17 protein-coding genes and 1 pseudogene are annotated in these 17,040 nt (G+C 52.7%); 11 read left to right on the forward strand and 7 right to left on the reverse strand.

Going from position 1 to position 17,040, the window contains the following annotated elements:
* The first annotated feature begins 1 nt into the window (after position 1).
* Both modB and modC read left to right on the forward strand, forming a co-directional pair.
* Complete coding sequence (modB, locus tag IXC47_RS18020; protein WP_175624437.1) at positions 2-676, forward strand: molybdate ABC transporter permease subunit; 675 nt, start codon at positions 2-4, stop codon at positions 674-676.
* Entirely contained in the window at positions 673-1,749 is a 1,077-nt protein-coding gene (gene modC / locus IXC47_RS18025) for a molybdenum ABC transporter ATP-binding protein (protein WP_195876587.1), read from the forward strand. Before modB ends, modC begins: the two co-directional genes overlap by 4 nt.
* Positions 1,750-1,759: 10 nt before the next feature.
* On the opposite strand, the gene IXC47_RS18030 is transcribed toward modC, so the two are convergent.
* Positions 1,760-2,848 (reverse strand): substrate-binding domain-containing protein, encoded by a 1,089-nt coding sequence (locus IXC47_RS18030; protein WP_175624439.1) that lies wholly within the window; start codon positions 2,846-2,848, stop codon positions 1,760-1,762.
* 273 nt (positions 2,849-3,121) lie between these two features.
* On the opposite strand from IXC47_RS18030, the gene IXC47_RS18035 reads away from it, so the two are divergent.
* The 6 genes from IXC47_RS18035 (at position 3,122) to IXC47_RS18060 (ending at position 10,085) form a co-directional block, all read left to right on the forward strand.
* The gene (locus IXC47_RS18035; RefSeq protein WP_124572804.1) at positions 3,122-3,601 is read left to right on the forward strand and encodes a formate dehydrogenase subunit gamma; all 480 of its coding nucleotides are present in this window, start codon (positions 3,122-3,124) and stop codon (positions 3,599-3,601) included.
* The gene (locus IXC47_RS18040; protein WP_195876588.1) at positions 3,598-5,154 is read left to right on the forward strand and encodes a formate dehydrogenase beta subunit; all 1,557 of its coding nucleotides are present in this window, start codon (positions 3,598-3,600) and stop codon (positions 5,152-5,154) included. The genes IXC47_RS18035 and IXC47_RS18040 overlap by 4 nt, the downstream gene beginning before the upstream one ends.
* Before the next feature lie 33 nt (positions 5,155-5,187).
* Positions 5,188-8,061: a formate dehydrogenase subunit alpha gene (gene fdhF / locus IXC47_RS18045; protein WP_175624441.1), complete on the forward strand. Its 2,874-nt coding sequence runs from the start codon at positions 5,188-5,190 to the stop codon at positions 8,059-8,061.
* A 28-nt stretch (positions 8,062-8,089) separates the two neighbouring features.
* Positions 8,090-8,917, forward strand: a complete 828-nt coding sequence (gene fdhD, locus IXC47_RS18050) for a formate dehydrogenase accessory sulfurtransferase FdhD (RefSeq protein ID WP_195876589.1) — start codon at positions 8,090-8,092, stop codon at positions 8,915-8,917.
* Between the two features lie 21 nt (positions 8,918-8,938).
* The gene (locus IXC47_RS18055; RefSeq protein ID WP_195876590.1) at positions 8,939-9,169 is read left to right on the forward strand and encodes a formate dehydrogenase subunit delta; all 231 of its coding nucleotides are present in this window, start codon (positions 8,939-8,941) and stop codon (positions 9,167-9,169) included.
* A gap of 103 nt (positions 9,170-9,272) precedes the next feature.
* On the forward strand, positions 9,273-10,085 hold the full coding sequence (locus IXC47_RS18060) for an extracellular solute-binding protein (protein ID WP_195876591.1): 813 nt from the start codon (positions 9,273-9,275) through the stop codon (positions 10,083-10,085).
* 107 nt (positions 10,086-10,192) lie between these two features.
* Here the strand turns inward: IXC47_RS18060 and IXC47_RS18065 are convergent, their stop codons facing one another.
* From IXC47_RS18065 to IXC47_RS18075, 3 genes are all read right to left on the reverse strand, one after another.
* Positions 10,193-10,375 (reverse strand): hypothetical protein, encoded by a 183-nt coding sequence (locus IXC47_RS18065; protein WP_124572798.1) that lies wholly within the window; start codon positions 10,373-10,375, stop codon positions 10,193-10,195.
* A 275-nt stretch (positions 10,376-10,650) separates the two neighbouring features.
* Positions 10,651-10,893, reverse strand: a complete 243-nt coding sequence (locus IXC47_RS18070; RefSeq protein WP_195876592.1) for a hypothetical protein — start codon at positions 10,891-10,893, stop codon at positions 10,651-10,653.
* 20 nt (positions 10,894-10,913) lie between these two features.
* Complete coding sequence (locus IXC47_RS18075) at positions 10,914-11,402, reverse strand: hypothetical protein (RefSeq protein WP_195876593.1); 489 nt, start codon at positions 11,400-11,402, stop codon at positions 10,914-10,916.
* Between the two features lie 153 nt (positions 11,403-11,555).
* On the opposite strand from IXC47_RS18075, the gene IXC47_RS18080 reads away from it, so the two are divergent.
* A complete protein-coding gene (locus IXC47_RS18080) occupies positions 11,556-12,515 on the forward strand; it encodes a LysR family transcriptional regulator (protein ID WP_012081482.1) in 960 nt (319 codons plus the stop codon).
* Between the two features lie 25 nt (positions 12,516-12,540).
* Here the strand turns inward: IXC47_RS18080 and IXC47_RS18085 are convergent.
* Positions 12,541-13,062, reverse strand: a pseudogene (locus tag IXC47_RS18085) (type 1 glutamine amidotransferase); the annotation flags it as partial.
* A gap of 299 nt (positions 13,063-13,361) precedes the next feature.
* Positions 13,362-14,183 (reverse strand): class I SAM-dependent methyltransferase, encoded by an 822-nt coding sequence (locus tag IXC47_RS18090; protein WP_195876595.1) that lies wholly within the window; start codon positions 14,181-14,183, stop codon positions 13,362-13,364.
* A 73-nt stretch (positions 14,184-14,256) separates the two neighbouring features.
* On the opposite strand from IXC47_RS18090, the gene IXC47_RS18095 reads away from it, so the two are divergent.
* Positions 14,257-14,688 carry a helix-turn-helix domain-containing protein gene (locus IXC47_RS18095; protein ID WP_195876596.1) on the forward strand — a complete coding sequence of 144 codons (432 nt, stop codon included), beginning with the start codon at positions 14,257-14,259 and terminating at the stop codon, positions 14,686-14,688.
* A 112-nt stretch (positions 14,689-14,800) separates the two neighbouring features.
* The gene (locus IXC47_RS18100) at positions 14,801-16,831 is read left to right on the forward strand and encodes an AsmA family protein (RefSeq protein WP_195876597.1); all 2,031 of its coding nucleotides are present in this window, start codon (positions 14,801-14,803) and stop codon (positions 16,829-16,831) included.
* A 6-nt stretch (positions 16,832-16,837) separates the two neighbouring features.
* Here the strand turns inward: IXC47_RS18100 and IXC47_RS19440 are convergent.
* Positions 16,838-17,040 (reverse strand): hypothetical protein (locus tag IXC47_RS19440; RefSeq protein ID WP_230089642.1); only part of this gene is annotated, 203 nt, incomplete at its 5' end.

Here is a 17,040-nt window from a genome sequence, read left to right on the forward strand (position 1 = left end):
GTTGTTCACCGATCCTAATATCGGTGCGATTGTCCTGACCCTCAAGCTCGCCAGTCTCACCACTATCATTCTTCTCTTGATAGGTACGCCTCTGGCGTGGTGGCTGGCGCGCACACGTTCCTGGTTGAAAGGCCCGGTAGGCGCGTTCGTTGCGCTGCCTATCGTGCTGCCGCCTACCGTCATCGGCTTCTATTTGCTGGTGGCGCTGGGCCCCAATGGCCCGGTCGGACAGCTGACGCAGGCTATGGGCTTAGGCACCTTGCCCTTCAGTTTTACCGGCCTGGTGGTCGGTTCGGTTTTTTACTCGATGCCCTTCGTAGTACAACCTATCCAGAACGCTTTTGAGGCGATGGGCGATCGCCCGCTCGAAGTGGCCGCTACTTTGCGTGCGTCCCCACTCGATACTTTTTTCAGTGTCACCCTGCCATTGGCCAAACCCGGTTACCTGACCGCGATCGTGATGGGCTTTGCTCATACCGTCGGCGAGTTCGGCGTGGTGCTGATGATAGGCGGCAATATCCCGAATCAAACACGCATGATTTCTGTACAAATTTACGACCATGTAGAAGCACTTGAGTACGCGCAAGCGCATTGGCTGGCAGCCGGTATGCTGGTGTTCTCTATGCTGGTACTGATCATCCTGTACACCTTGAATCCAACCGGACGGCGCAAATGAGCGATATCCGAGCACGATTCAATATCGCTTACAGTGCGTTCAAACTGGATGTAGACCTGAGCTTGCCGGGTCGTGGCGTGACTGCATTATTTGGTCCGTCCGGCTCCGGCAAAACTACCTGCCTGCGGGCGATGACCGGACTGGAGCGCTTTCCCGGCTCCTATCTGGAAGTCAACGGTGAAGTCTGGCAGGACGACGAACGTAATATCTTCCTGCCGACGTTCAAACGGCCACTGGGTTATGTGTTCCAGGAAGCCAGCCTGTTTCCACACCTGAGCGTACAGCGCAATCTGGAATACGGCATGCGCCGGGTTCCGCGCGCCATGCATCAGGTCTCGCTGGATCAGGCGGTGGCCTTGCTGGATATCGGCCATCTCTTGCAACGCAATCCGGACAAGCTATCGGGCGGTGAACGTCAGCGCGTTGCCATCGCCCGCGCACTGGCGACCAGCCCGCGCATCCTGTTAATGGATGAACCGCTGGCCGCACTCGACAGCAAGCGCAAGGAAGAAATCATGCCGTATCTGGAAAGACTGCATGATGAGCTGGACATCCCGGTCATCTACGTCAGCCATTCGTCGGACGAGGTCGCGCGCCTGGCCGATCATTTGGTGCTGCTGGAAAACGGCAAAGTCGTCGCCAGCGGTGCCACCAGTGATCTGATGACGCGCCTGGATCTGAATTTCGCCCACGGCGATACGGCCAGTGCATTGGTGGCCGCAACGGTGACTGCACATGACGCAAGCTTCCATCTGACTTCTGCCGAGTTCTCCGGTGGCCAGCTGTTGTTACCGCAACAGGCCGCCACCATCGGTCAGCAGATCCGCGTACGGATACAGGCGCGTGACGTCAGCTTAAGCCTGACACCACAACGTGATAGCAGTATCTTGAATATTGTCCCGGCAACCGTCGCAGAGTTGTCTGACGATGCAGCGGGGCAGGTGATGATAGGACTGGATGCAAATGGCACGCGCCTGCTGGCACGTATCACGCGCAAATCATGCGAGGCCATGGGCCTGGCGCTGGGTACGCCAGTGTTTGCACAAATCAAGGGTATCGCTATTCTTAAATAGCGACACCTCTTTAGATGGCTGCCATTTTTGCGTGGCCGAAAGCTTCCGACAGCAACAGGATCTTGCCGGTGTCACTGGAATCATACCCGGCAAGACCATTAATCACTTTGCGGAAATATCCTGACTGCACGACGTCTATGACCAACTGTATCAGCGGGTCATCCATGATGGACAAGGGCAGCGCCAGGAAATAGCGTTCACGTATCAAAGGAATGAAGTCCAGGCTGAAACGTTGTGCTGCGGTCTGCACGCCTACGCCCACATCAGCCATGCCGCTGGCTATATAAGCAGCGACCGCTGAATGGGTGAATTCATTGCTTTGATAGCCTTCGATATCAAACGGCGAGATATTCGCGCCTGCCAGCATCAGCTCCAGCAGCATGCGGGTGCCGGAACCAATTTGCCGGTTCACGAAGCGCACGCCTGGCCGTTTCAGATCTTGTAAAGTTTGTATGCCTTTCGGATTGCCAGGTGCCACAAACATGCCCTGGGTACGTATGGCCAGATGGATCAGGCAGTGTTCACGCGGATTGAGCCACTGGGTATAGCGCTCCACCGCTTTCTTCTCAAAGTCCCCGAGCGGCACGTGAAAGCCCGCCAGATCACATTCATTTCGTGACAAAGCAGCAACTGCATCGGTACTGTTGCGATAACGCAAATCGACCGGCAGATTGGCTTCTGTTAATTGATGCAGCAAGGCATCGACCGCAAAACCATGGCTGGCGTCGAGGCGGAGCGGCTTGGTTTTGCCGACGATGGTTTTGCCGATTTCGCTTTCCAGCTCGGAAGCCAGACTTTCCAGGGTAGGGGACAGGCGCGCGCGGATGCGGCGATCCGCCCAGATCAATTTTTCCGCCAAAGGCGTCAATGTCGTCCCGCGACCGCGATCCGTATTTAACAAAGCCGTACCGAAAAGTTTTTCCGCTTCGCGCAGCAAGCCCCAGGAATAGCGATATGACAAGTCGACCAGGCGCGCGGCCTTGGAGATCGAACCGGTCTTCTGGATCGACATTAATAGATTGAGCAATACCGCCGTGTCCAGCGGGGCGTCATTGCTGTGGGTAATTTCCCAATGGGGATTAATGACAACTTTAAACATAAGCCATACCGCCTATCAGTTCGCTAATGCAAGCGACGGGTGTCCTTGATGTAGCGTTTACGCCTCTTTTTAGGTTATGCAGAAGATAGCCTATTGAAGCTAGTGTTTACCAGTGCTACCTTTCGGATGTTGCAAAGGTGCGCCCGCAAACTATATGCTATAAAAAGCATATATACAAGATAATTTTTAACAAGGAAGCAGTATGGTTTCGTTCGATTTCACGACCTCGCGGCAAGTAGTATTGCCATCGGTGTCGCTAGCTGGAGACTCTAAGTGAACACCCAAACCCAATTTGATCTGGCCGCGGTCGAGGCCATTATTGCACAGCGCAAAGCTACACCTGGCGCGCTTTTGCCTATCCTGCACGACATCCAGGGCGTGGTTGGTTATATCCCGCCTAGCGTGGTTCCTGCGATTGCTGAGGGCTTGAACATCTCGCGCGCAGAAGTACACGGCGTGATCACCTATTACCACTTCTTCCGTCAACATCCGGTCGGCGAACACGTCGTCCAGATCTGCCGTGCAGAAGCTTGCCAGGCACGCGGTTGCGAATCGCTGGCTGACCATGCCAAAGAATTGCTGGGCTGTGATTTCCACGGCACCACAGACGATAACAAATTCACCTTGCAAACCGTGTACTGCCTCGGCCAATGCGCCAGCGGCCCGGCGATCCAGATCGACGACGATCTGTACGCCCGCGTCTCCAAGGAAAAATTCAATAGCCTGATCCAGGCCAAGCGAGGTGTGCAATGACCGTAACCATTTTTGTTCCACGCGACTCGACCGCCCTGGCGCTCGGCGCCAATGAAACCGCAGCAGCGATCGAACGCGAAGCCAAGGCGCGCGGCATCGATATCAAACTGGTACGCAACGGTTCGCGCGGCATGTTCTGGCTGGAGCCACTGGTTGAAGTAGCGACCGACGCTGGCCGTATCGGCTTTGGTCCTATCGAAGCGCACGAAGTTGCTGGTCTGTTCGACGCTGGCTTCACCACCGGTGGCAGCCATCCGAAAGCACTGGGCCTGACCGAAGAAATCCCATACCTGAAGAAACAGGAACGCCTGCAATTCGTACGCGTCGGCATTACCGATCCAGTTTCGCTGGACGACTACCTGGCGCACGAAGGTTACGTTGGCCTGAAAAAAGCCATCGCGATGGAACCTGCTGCCATCGTGCAGGAAGTGACCGACTCCGGCCTGCGTGGTCGCGGCGGTGCAGCTTTCCCTACCGGTATCAAATGGAAAACCGTGTTGGGCGCAGAAGCTCCTCAAAAATACATCGCCTGTAACGCCGACGAAGGCGACTCCGGCACCTTCTCCGATCGCATGGTGATGGAAGATGATCCATTCATGCTGATCGAAGGCATGACCATCGCTGGCCTGGCAGTCAAGGCTACCGAAGGTTATATCTATGTGCGTTCCGAATACCCGCACTCGATCGCCAACCTGAACGAAGCAATCGCTGCCGCCAACGCTGCCGGTTACCTCGGCGAAAACATTCTCGGTTCCGGCCGCACTTTCAACCTGCAAGTACGCAAAGCCGCTGGTGCTTACGTTTGCGGCGAAGAAACCGCGATGCTGGAAAGTATCGAAGGCAAACGCGGCATGGTACGCGCCAAACCGCCACTGCCAGCGCTGCAAGGCTTGTTCGGCCAGCCTACCGTTATCAATAACGTTATTTCGCTGTCCGCTGTACCGCTGATTCTGTCGCGCGGCGCAGAGTTCTACAAAAACTACGGCATGGGTCGTTCGCGCGGCACCTTGCCCATGCAACTGGCAGGCAACCTGAAATACGGCGGCCTGGTAGAAAAAGCATTCGGCGTGACCTTGCGCGAATTGCTGTACGACTTTGGCGGCGGCTCGGAATCCGGTCGTCCTATCCGTGCAGTACAAGTTGGCGGCCCACTCGGTGCCTACATGCCTGAGTCGCTGTTCGACACCCCGTTTGACTATGAAGCATTCGCTGCTGTTGCCTCGACTGTAGGCCATGGTGGCTTGGTCGCCTTCGACGATACCGTCGATATGGCCAAACAAGCACGTTACGCGATGCACTTCTGTGCAGAAGAGTCGTGCGGCAAGTGCACACCGTGCCGGATTGGTTCGACACGTGGTGTAGAAGTTATGGACAAAATCATCGCTAACCAGAATCGGCCACAGCAAATCCATCTGCTGCGTGATTTGTGCGATGTGATGGTAACGGGATCGCTATGTGCGATGGGTAACATGACACCATTCCCGGTGTTGTCTGCCCTGAACCACTTCCCAGAAGATTTCGGCGATCAAAAAACATTGGCAAACGCGGCTTAATCGGCAGCCTAAGCTTAGAAACTGGAGCGAAAAATGAATCAACTTAACGGTATCGACTACGGCACGAAAAAAAGCACGTCCGAAGTCATGATCTCCCTGGAAATCGATGGCGTAGCCATCACCGTGCCGCAAGGCACTTCCGTCATGCGTGCAGCAGCTGAGTACGGCATCAACGTACCTAAGCTGTGTGCTACCGACAGCCTGGAATCTTTCGGCTCTTGCCGTCTGTGCCTGGTTGAAATCGAAGGCCGTCGCGGCTACCCGGCATCGTGTACGACTCCTGCCGAAGCCGGCATGAAAGTCAAAACACAAACACCTAAGCTGGCAGACATCCGCCGTGGCGTGATGGAACTGTACATCTCGGATCACCCGCTGGACTGCCTGACCTGCCCAACCAACGGCAACTGCGAACTGCAGGACATGGCTGGTGTAGTTGGTCTGCGCGACGTACGTTACGGCTACGACGGCAGCAACCATCTGAAACTGGAAAAAGACGAATCCAATCCTTACTTCACCTACGACGCATCGAAATGTATCGTTTGTAACCGCTGCGTCCGCGCTTGCGAAGAAACACAAGGTACATTCGCTCTGACCATCGACGGCCGCGGCTTCACATCGCGCGTGTCAGCTGGTCAAAAAGAAGACTTCATTGATTCGGAATGCGTATCTTGCGGTGCTTGCGTAGACGCATGCCCAACCGCAACGCTGACCGAAAAAACCGTCATCATGATGGGTCAGGCAGAACACAGCAAAGTAACCACCTGCGCATACTGCGGCGTCGGTTGCTCGTTCAAGGCCGAAATGAAAGGTAATGAAGTAGTACGCATGGTGCCGAATCCGGATGGCAAAGCCAACCAGGGTCACGCTTGCGTCAAAGGCCGCTTCGCATGGGGTTATGCAACACATAAAGACCGCATGTTGAAACCGATGATCCGTAGCAAAATCACCGACCCATGGAAAGAAGTATCGTGGGACGAAGCGATCAACTACGCTGCTTCCGAACTGAAACGCATCCAGGCTAAATACGGCAAGGATTCGATCGGTGGCCTGGTTTCCTCACGTTGCACCAACGAAGAAGGCTACCTGGTTCAGAAGCTGGTTCGCGCTGCATTCGGTAACAACAACGTTGACACCTGCGCACGCGTTTGCCACTCGCCTACCGGTTACGGCCTGAAAGTAACCATGGGTGAATCTGCTGGTACCCAAACCTTTGAATCGGTGATGAAATCTGACGTCATCCTGGTCATCGGTGCTAACCCGGCGTCCGGTCACCCGGTATTTGCATCGCAAATGAAACGTCGCATCCGTCAGGGCGCGAAACTGATCGTTGTCGATCCACGTACTACCGAAATGGTTAAGTCGCCGCACATCCAGGCTGACTACCACCTGAAACTGAAACCAGGCAGCAACGTTGCTATCGTTAATGCACTGGCGCACGTCATCATCACCGAAAAACTGCACAAGCCTGACTTCATCGCAGCACGTTGCGAAGTTGACTCGTTCGAAGAATGGGCAGAATTCGTTTCGCTGCCAGAAAACTCGCCAGAAGCAATGGAAGAAGTGTCCGGCGTACCAGCTGCTGACATCCGTGCTGCTGCACGTCTGTTTGCAACCGGTGGCAATGCAGCGATCTACTACGGTCTCGGCGTTACCGAACACGCTCAAGGTTCGACCACTGTTATCGGTATCGCCAACCTGGCGATGGCAACCGGCAACATCGGCCGTGAAGGCGTCGGCGTGAACCCACTGCGCGGTCAAAACAACGTGCAAGGTTCTTGCGATATGGGTTCCTTCCCGCACGAACTGCCAGGCTATCGTCACGTCTCTGACTCCGTCGCACGTGCAGAATTCGAAGCAGTTTGGGGTTGCACACTGGAATCCGAACCAGGCCTGCGTATTCCTAACATGTTCGATGCAGCGATGGACGGCACCTTCATGGGTCTGTACTGCGAAGGTGAAGACATTGTTCAGTCCGATCCAAACACACAGCACGTTACCGCTGCTCTGGAAGCAATGGAGTGCATCATCGTTCAGGACATCTTCCTGAACGAAACAGCGAAATACGCACACGTCTTCCTGCCAGGTTCGTCGTTCCTGGAAAAAGACGGTACCTTCACCAATGCAGAACGTCGCATCTCGCGCGTACGCAAAGTGATGCCACCGAAATCGGGCTACGGCGACTGGGAAGTCACCCAAATGCTGTCGAACGCACTCGGCTATCCTATGAACTACAAACATCCACGTGAAATCATGGATGAGATCGCTGCGTTGACCCCGACCTTCACCGGTGTCAGCTTCAAGCGTATCGACGAATTGGGCGGCAGCATCCAATGGCCTTGCAACGCTGAAGCGCCAGAAGGTACCCCAACCATGCACACAGAAGAATTCGTGCGCGGTAAAGGTCGCTTCATCAATACCAAGTACTTCGGCGCTGGCGAGAAGGTCAATAAGAAATTCCCATTGATCCTGACCACCGGTCGTATCCTGTCGCAATACAACGTTGGTGCGCAAACACGCCGTACCTTCAACAATATGTGGCATAGCGAAGATCGTCTGGAGATCCATCCGCACGATGCAGAAGAACGTGGCATCAAGCAGGACGACTGGGTTGGTATTGAATCGCGTGCCGGTCAGACGGTATTGCGTGCAGATATCACCGAGCGTATCCAGCCTGGTGTTGTGTACACCACGTTCCACTTCCCGGAATCGGGTGCTAACGTGATTACGACCAACTCGTCCGACTGGGCAACTAACTGCCCAGAGTACAAAGTGACGGCAGTGCAGGTCATGCCGGTTGCCCAACCTTCGGAATGGCAACGCTCGTATAATCGCTTTAACCGCGAGCAAGAAAGTTTTGCTGCCGAGAAGATGATTCCACGTGGCTCCGAGTTGTCCACATCGAAGTAAAGTCTGACTAAAGTTAAGGGTCTGTGTGATGAATGCAAGCACTGACGACGAACGCACTGCACTGGTTCGTGTTCCGGTAGAAAAATGGGACGCGGACCAGCACATGATCTGCGAGGATGATGTCGCGGAAGAAGTGCCGGTCGCGTTGGAATACAACGGTATTTCGCACGCCGTCATGCTTGCTTCGCCATACGACCTGGAAGACTTTGCGCTCGGCTTTTCGTTGAGCGAAGGCATACTCAAGGACAAGTCCGAACTCTACGATTGCGAAGTTGTACCTGGCTGCGAAGGCATACAGGTACAGATGCGTATCGCGACGGAACGCTTTGTCACGTTAAAAGATAAGCGACGCAATATGACCGGACGTACCGGTTGTGGTTTGTGTGGTGCAGAGACGCTGGAACAGGCGATACGTCATCCGCAGGCGACCGTTGGACAAGCGATGTTTTCAGCACAGCAAATTTACGCTGGCATGAAGGCAATGAAATCGCAACAGCGCTTGCAGAAGCATACCGGTGCCACCCATGCCGCAGCATGGATGAATCTGGATGGTTCGGTTGATCTGGTGCGTGAAGATGTAGGTCGTCACAATGCACTCGACAAACTGATCGGCGCGATGGCTGATGACAAGCGCGATTTCACGCAAGGTGCGGCATTGATTACCAGCCGTGCCAGCTATGAGATGGTGCAGAAGTCAGCGACCCTGGGTATCGGTTTCCTCGCTGCGATCTCGGCACCTACCAGCCTAGCGATCAAGCTGGCGGAAGAGACCAATGTCACGCTGATCGGTTTTGTACGTGATCAAAGCCATGTCGTTTATGCGCAAGCACATCGCCTGATACGCGAATCGAAATAAATTATATTAAGGAAGAGCAGAATGAGCGGTAGCACAGTAGATAATCTGATCAAGATGGCTAACCAGATCGGCGACTTTTTTGAAACCATGCGTGATCGCAACAAGTCGCTGGAAGAAATCGCCGGCCATCTGAAACGCTCGTGGGATCCACGTATGCGTCGTGCATTGATGGAGCATGTCGAACAGCACAATGGCGAAGGCCTGAAGCCTATCGTGCTGGATGCAGTACGTTCCCATAAAATGCTGAACTAAATCTTAGTGTTGGGTTGTTCCGATAACTCAGCACGATTATCATGGCTGCGCTACCCTCCGGGGTTACGCAGCCATTCTCATTATTAAACCCACAGGAGGAACCATGTCACGTCGCCCATTATTGCGTTTTGCCGCTGTCGTTCTGGCATCTGCATTCGTCGCGCCACTCGGCTTCGCACAACAAATCATCAAACTCTCGACCACCACTAGCACCGAAAACTCGGGCTTGCTGCCTTATCTGTTGCCAGAGTTTGAAGCCAAGACCAATTCCAAAGTCCACGTTATTTCGGTCGGTACCGGCAAGGCACTCGAGCTGGCCAAGAACGGTGACGTTGATGTGACACTGGTACACGCACGCGCAGCTGAAGATAAATTCGTTGCTGAAGGCCACGGCGTTGATCGCCGCGACGTCATGTATAACGACTTCATCATCGTCGGTCCTGCCAGCGATCCTGCCGGTATCAAGGGCAGCAAGGATGTACTCGCATCGATGAAAAAAATCGTCGATAGCAAAGCTAAATTCATTTCGCGTGGCGACAACTCCGGCACCGACGTCATGGAAAAAGCCTACTGGAAAGAAATCGGCGTGAAACCTGAAGGCAGCGCGTATGTATCTGCTGGCCTGGGCATGGGTGAAGTATTGACGATGGCAGGCGAGCTGCAGGCTTACACCTTGTCAGACCGTGCAACCTTCGGTGCCTACAAGGCAAAAACCGGCCTCGCTATCGTGGTACAAGGCGACAAGAAGATGTTTAATCCGTACGGCGTGATTGCAGTCAATCCAGCCAAGTACAAAGACATCAACTACAAGGGTGCGAAGCAGTTCATCGACTACCTGACATCACCTGAAGGTCAAAAGAAAATCGCTGCTTACAAAATCGACGGCGAACAAGTGTTCTTCCCATCGGCCAAGTAAGTGGATAGTGCTACGTATGATCGCTGACCCGGATCATACGTAGTGCAGCAGCCTGGACCACACAGGCTGCACAAAAAACAAAAGCGCGGAATTCCGCGCTTTTTTATTTACAGCTGTTCAAATACGTCTTCGCTGGCTGTCTTCAATTCTTTCGCCTCTTCCAGCATCCTGCGATGTTCTATGCGCTTGCGCATGATATCCGCATGCTGCTTGGCCGTCATCGGCGGCGTTGTCATCAAATCCTTCAACAAAGCGGTATTGGAATAGTTGTTTTTGATCAGACGGCCCAAGTTGCTTGACTCCGTAATTAGACATCGACATCACTGCACTATCGGAACTGAAACGGACCAGATAGAGGATGTGTAAAACGATTACCTTGCTGTATTTTGCACGAAATTAGCTTCTTTATCATGACATCGCAAAAAATAGCCGATTTATACAACAGTCTTAATGTAAGCGTACCCCGTCTGCAGACAAAAAAAATCCCGCCGAGCTTGAGACTCGCGGGACCTTAAGTACTTCCTTGAGAGGAAAGAGAAACACTGGTAAGCGTCTACTGAGGCTGTCATCCTTGTGAGCTGACAGCCCCGGTATCGGCGTTAAAACTTTTCCGGATGCGTGCAATTCGTGGTCGCAGCGCCCGGGTGATGAGAACCGCAGCAAAGCTGCCGCCGCCATTCAGCACCACGCCAAATAACAGCGCTTGGACTGCAGGTGACCAACGCAATGCATGTACGACATAACTGGCATAGACGTTGCCTGCTACCAGTCGCATTAAATTGATCAGATAAATTTGATTTACGTTCAACTAAAACTCGCGCTACAGCGTTAAGCGTAGGCAGCTTGCATACGCAACTTGGCTGCCAGTTCAGGCTGGGTCTGTGCAATCTGGTTTGCTTTGCGGTTCAGTGCAAAACGAGTCTGTGCCGGAGCCGATGCCTGCACAACAGCGCGTTTGCTGATACGTTGTGGTGCAGCGTAAGCAGCACGCATACGCAGTTCAGCAGCCAACGCAGGTTGTGTTTGTGCGATTTGGTTAGCTTTACGATTCAACGCAAATGCAGTTTGCACCGGGCTTGCTACATTGACAGCTGCTTTCTTGGCAACAGCGACTTTTTGGCTAGGAGCGATCGCCAGCAAGATGCCGCGCAGCAAGGCCAGGGTAAGTGGTTTAAACAGCAATGCCAGTGCGGCTACGCCAGCTACCGCGATAATCGCAGGGCGTGCCGGGCTGTAGGTCAGGCCAATAGCGGCGAGAACTGCTGGAACGGCGATCAGCGCCGGATGTGTGTATGTGCTATTCGATAAAGTAGACATGATGATTTCCTTTTTTCTCTAATAATCCTTGTTGTTGCATTGCAGTATAGGTAGGATAGAGATATAAATCTAATTTCAATTTTGGATACCAGTCATCGATTTCGTGAATATGTCTGCTAATCTCCTGATTGAGCTTTTTTTGGTAAAAATAATATGAGTTTCCTGACCCTGGATTTGAACTTGCTGCGTGTTTTTGACGCCGTCATGACCGAGCAAAACCTGACCCGCGCCGCCAATTTGTTAGCAATGACACAACCGGCCGTTTCCAACGCACTGCGCCGCCTGCGTGACACGCTGGGCGACGAGCTGGTAATCCGCACAGCACACGGCGTGAAGCCGACTTCGCGCGCTGAAGAGCTATGGCCGGTAGTACGTCGCGCGCTGTCTGACCTGGAAGCCGCGGTCACGCCGGACACCTTTGACGTTTCCCGCGCGAACACGACTTTCCGTATGGCGATGGCGGATGCGACCGCTGCGCTGTGGCTGCCATTCCTGGTACGTGCGATTGAGAAGGACGCACCAGGCCTGAATGTCCGCATGGTGCCGCTGACCACACGCGAACCACGGCCTATGCTGTTACGCGGCGATATCGACCTGGCTATCGGCTTTTTCCCGGGTGTCGCGGCGCAATTAGCAAGCGGACAAAACACCGCCGTTTCGCAAATTCGCCACGAACGTCTGTACACCGGTGAATACGTTTGCGTGATGCGAAAAAATCATCCTTTGGCCAAAGTCGAACTGACGCTGGACAATTATTGTGCAGCGCATCATTTATTGGTGAGTTTTTCCGGTCGTGCCAAAGGTTTGATGGATGAAGCGTTGACCAATCTTGGTCGTGAACGGCGCATCCTGCTGACCGTGAACCAATTCTTTACTGCCGGTCGCGTGGTCGCCAGCTCGGATCTGATTACGGTCCTGCCGCGCCATTTAATCGCCTCTACCGGTATGGCAGAAGCGCTGATAGCCAAAGACTTGCCGTTTGAATTACCGGATGTGCACGTGGATATGCTGTGGCATGAACGGGATGCGCGTAACCCTGCACATAAGTGGTTGCGTGAACAATTGAGCGCCAGCACGGAAGAGGGCATAGGACGCGTCAAGAAGCGACGCTAAACCGTATCCTCAATCCCTTGGTTTCTTAATCTATATCGCAGACTAGGTACTCGAGGATAGCCGCCATCAAGGCATTGATTTCTACATAGTTAGCCGGGCTGGCATTACGCAGCTCGGCTTCACTTTGTACATAACGCTGCGGCACCAATTCATCAGCGCAATGCCGGATGATGGAATCAGCACTATCCGGTGTGGTTTCCAGATGGAACTGCAAACCAATGACGCGACTCCCGACCTGAAAGGCCTGGTTGCGACAGGCGGCACTGCTGGCCAGGTGGATAGCTCCCTCCGGTAAATCAAAGGTTTCTCCATGCCAGTGGAAAACATCGACCTTGGCAGGGAAGGCCAGTCCGTCCAGCATCGCTGGTTCAGCAACAATAGGAAACCAGCCTATCTCTTTCTCTGCAGCCGGATAAACTTTCGCGCCCAATGCATTTGCTATCAGCTGTGAACCGAGGCAAATTCCCAGTACTGCCTTGTGTTCGGCAATGGCCTCCGCGATAAAGCGTTTTTCTGCAGGTAACCACGGCAAGGTCTCTTCATCATTAACACTCATGGGACCACCGAGTGCAATGATCAAATCAATTCCATCCAAAGGTGGAAACTGGTCTGATTCAAACAGCCGTGTATAGCTGATCGTCATGTTCCGTTGTAGCAGCCACTCTTCTATGCTGCCCAAGCCTTCAAAAGGAACGTGTTGTAGTACATGTACGTGCATACAGAGACCAAAGCGTGAGTTGATCGGATAGCGCTGGTGATGAGACAGCCTAAACGGTGACCACCACAGGACAAGGACTTTAACACGCGTTTCATTTTCGTTCCGGCGGCATGGTCAGGCATGTGTTTTCACCCGGCGCTGGCCGTCACCTTCCAGCATGCTGCGTTGAAACTGACCTGCTTGCCGTGTACATAAGGCTCGAATCCGCGTCGCACGAGCTGGATCACACTCTGGCGTGTCTGTTCATCTTCATGTTGCAAGGCACGACCGAGCGGCCCCATGCGGCTCAGGTAAAGCAGCAAATCCTGTTCCGCGAAAGAACATACGACATCAATTGCTTCTACATGCATCCTGTTCCAACCGCTGGCTCGCAAAATGTCCAGCATCCTTTCTTTGTCTGCAAATGCGAATTGTCCGGGCTCATCAGGTTTGCGTAAGGGTATGTGTGGCAGCAAACTCCTGCCGACACGCTCTGCGAGAGTCATAAATGGGTTTTCGTCAGCGCTGCGCCAGACGATAAACCTCAGCTCTGCATGCGTACGTGCAGCCTGTCTCAGATTGGTAAATGCAGCGACAGGATCATCGAAGAACATAACTCCAAAACGCGAAATAATTAAATCAAAACTCGCAGGCGCAAACGCATGTCTTTGCGCATCATCACAGATGAAGTGTGTCGTTAAACCTTGTCCGCTTGCAGCAGTTTTCGCCGCATTGATCATCTGTTGCGAGATGTCTATGCCTGTACATATTCCTTGCGGTCCAAGTTGCAAAGATGCGGCAAGAGTAGTGCTGCCAGTGCCACAACCTACATCCAATACTTTGCTTGCACCGCTCATGTCGCGTACGAGTATGCCTGCTATCGGCTGAAACATTTGCTCGACCAGTTGTTGGGTTTCTACCCACGCACGTCCGGCGTCACCATTCCATAAACTAGTTTGTTCCGTATTCATAATCCCTTCCTTTCATACGCCATTAAAAGCTGGAAGTGGTATCGTGCAACTTAAAGTCAACTTGAGGTCAAGCATGGCGAGACTAGATATCGCTGAAGTCGTCGAACAAGCCGGCGTACCCGCATCCACGCTGCGCTACTACGAAGAAAAAGGCTTAATCAAATCTATAGGCAGAAGCGGATTGCGCCGCGTATTTGATGCTACGGTATTGGAACGCCTGGCGCTAATCGCATTAGGACGTGCGGCTGGTTTTACGCTGGATGAAATTGCTGCGATGTTCGAAAGCAACGGCAAGGTGAACATCGATAGAAAAATGCTGGTCAGCAAGGCCAATGAACTAGACCTGACTATCCGCAAACTATCTGCGATGCGTGACGGCTTACGCCATGCTGCCAAGTGCGGAGCACCCAGTCATCTGGAATGCCCGACTTTTAGAAAAATTCTGCGGGCGACGACATCCGGCCTGATCAGCACTAAAGCGCCGGCCCGGGTTCACAAAAAATAGGCGCTCCGTATTACTGCATCGCAAGTTTTATATTTCTTCACGGAATATCTTATTGAACTCACAAAATATCGTAGAGTCGTACTAATTCGTCTCCCACTACTTGAGTCCTCTTATGTCTCGTACAAAAAAAATAATGATGTGGAGCGCTATCAGCTTTTCCGCGCTAATACTTATCTGTGTGCTCTTCCTTTTGATGTTTGACTGGAATAGGGCGAAACCCTGGCTGAATGAAAAAGTCAGTGAAGCGACTGGTCGTCGTTTTGCCATCAACGGCGATTTAATCCTGACCTGGCAACGTGCAGAACCCGCAACTGGCACCTGGCGCGACTGGGTGCCGGCACCACGCCTGAGTGCGCGTGACGTTACCCTCGGCAACCCGGAATGGGCCAAAGCTGATAGCAATATGGCGGAGATAGGCCACATTACTTTCTCTGTAAATCCATTGCCGCTATTAAACAAAACCATCGTCATTCCATCGCTGCAACTCGATGATCCCAACGTCGCACTACAACGCGTCGACAAAGATAAAAACAACTGGACCTTTAAACAAAGCGAACCTTCGGCCTGGACGCTGGATCTGCAACGACTGTATTTCTATCGTGGTGAAATTACTCTGAAAGATGAGGTGGAACATATCGATGCAAAGGCAAACATCGATACGCTCGAACCAACAGCTGTTAATGATTTTGTGATGGGCTGGAAAATTTCCGGTACTTACAACGGTGCGCGCATCACTGGCGATGGTAAAGCCGGCGCCTTGCTGGCACTGAAAAATGTGGATAAGCCTTTTCCACTGGAAGCAAAACTGAACGTCGGCAAAACCGTGATACGCGTCAACGGTACGATCACCAAGCCGCAAGAACTCGCAGCTATTGATATGCGTTTGTATCTGGCAGGCGCTAGCATGGCCGATCTATATCCGCTGACAGGTATCACCTTGCCGAAGACACCTGAGTTTTCAACCGAAGGACATTTGATAGGCGTAACCGATAAACGCGGCGGTAAATGGACCTATGAAAAATTCAAAGGCAAGGTTGGTGATAGCGATATCGCCGGCAGCCTGGTGTATGAAGCGAAGCAACCGCGTCCCTTGTTATCAGGGACGGTCGTTTCCAATTTGCTGCAATTAAGCGATCTGGGACCGGTGATAGGTGCAGATTCCAATGAAAGCAAAAAAGAGCGTGGCGTCGCGGCGAACCAACCTGCAGGCAAGGTTTTGCCAGTGGAGAAATTCACTACCGAACGTTGGGGCAGTATAGATGCAGATGTCAAAATCACCGGACATAAAATTGTGCACAGTGCATCACTGCCGATTGAAAACCTGGATACACATTTGAAGCTTGAAGATAGTGTCATTACTTTATCGCCGCTGAAATTCGGCGTTGCCGGTGGCAATCTGATCGGCGATATCAAACTGGACGGCCGCAACAATGTAATCAAGGCGCAGGCAAAAATCTCTGCACGTCATTTGAAATTAAAGCAGTTATTCCCGACCTTCCAGCCCATGCAAGCCAGCTTTGGTGAAGTCAACGGTGATACCTCTTTATCCGGCACTGGTAATTCGATTGCCAGCCTGCTCGCTACATCCAATGGTGAAATCAAATCACTGATTAATGAAGGCACGATCAGTAAGCTTTTGCTGGAACAGATAGGTTTGAATATCGGCAATATCGTCATCTCCAAACTGTTTGGTGACAAACAGGTACAACTGAACTGCATGGCGACCGATCTCTCCGTGACCAATGGGCTGGTACAGACACGCACCTTTATCGTTGATACCAGCGATGCGGTGATGTACGTGACAGGTACCGTCGATCTGGCAAAAGAACAGTTGAATCTCACCATCAAGCCGGAAACCAAAGGTTTGCGTATTGTCTCCCTGCGTGCACCGCTCTACGTCACTGGCGAGTTCGCCAATCCCAAGGTCGGTGTAGATACGGGTGTGCTGGCGTTGAAGGCGGGGAGTGCAGTCGCACTGGCGGTCGTGGCTCCTGTGACAGCACTATTGCCATTGATTAATGTGGGTACGGCTGAAGAGAATAAATGTGCGAGCTTGCTCAAAGAAGCTCGCAGCAAACCTGTCGCTCCACCACCAGGTAAAACTTATAAAGCCAAAGTACCGGGTAAAGAACAAGTGAAGTAAATGACATTATCTGCCGTTTGAATAAGGCAGTAAGGACTGTGTATAAAGCTCTGTAAAAACGGTGGATAGCTTGTGGATAATCGGTAGTGTCAGAAATTCTGTGTGTGAAGGTCGGTTAAAAAATTCTAGTGCAATGCGTTGGTGAAGCGTTCGCCGAACAGAATGGCAAACTGATTGGCCGCCTGCTTCCACGTCACCGGAGGCATCTT

It is taken from the genome of Herminiimonas contaminans (genome assembly GCF_015645465.1).
GTDB lineage: Bacteria > Pseudomonadota > Gammaproteobacteria > Burkholderiales > Burkholderiaceae_D > Oxalicibacterium > Oxalicibacterium contaminans.

Coding starts and splice junctions, on each gene's coding strand:
- IXC47_RS18040 (WP_195876588.1), top strand. CDS start 3,598: ATGACCGTAACCATTTTTGTTCCACGCGACTCGACCGCCCTGGCGCTC.
- IXC47_RS18075 (WP_195876593.1), bottom strand. CDS start 11,402: ATGTCTACTTTATCGAATAGCACATACACACATCCGGCGCTGATCGCC.
- IXC47_RS18030 (WP_175624439.1), bottom strand. CDS start 2,848: ATGTTTAAAGTTGTCATTAATCCCCATTGGGAAATTACCCACAGCAAT.
- IXC47_RS18055 (WP_195876590.1), top strand. CDS start 8,939: ATGAGCGGTAGCACAGTAGATAATCTGATCAAGATGGCTAACCAGATC.
- IXC47_RS18100 (WP_195876597.1), top strand. CDS start 14,801: ATGTCTCGTACAAAAAAAATAATGATGTGGAGCGCTATCAGCTTTTCC.
- IXC47_RS18080 (WP_012081482.1), top strand. CDS start 11,556: ATGAGTTTCCTGACCCTGGATTTGAACTTGCTGCGTGTTTTTGACGCC.
- IXC47_RS18060 (WP_195876591.1), top strand. CDS start 9,273: ATGTCACGTCGCCCATTATTGCGTTTTGCCGCTGTCGTTCTGGCATCT.
- fdhD (WP_195876589.1), top strand. CDS start 8,090: ATGAATGCAAGCACTGACGACGAACGCACTGCACTGGTTCGTGTTCCG.
- fdhF (WP_175624441.1), top strand. CDS start 5,188: ATGAATCAACTTAACGGTATCGACTACGGCACGAAAAAAAGCACGTCC.
- IXC47_RS18090 (WP_195876595.1), bottom strand. CDS start 14,183: ATGAATACGGAACAAACTAGTTTATGGAATGGTGACGCCGGACGTGCG.
- IXC47_RS18095 (WP_195876596.1), top strand. CDS start 14,257: ATGGCGAGACTAGATATCGCTGAAGTCGTCGAACAAGCCGGCGTACCC.
- modC (WP_195876587.1), top strand. CDS start 673: ATGAGCGATATCCGAGCACGATTCAATATCGCTTACAGTGCGTTCAAA.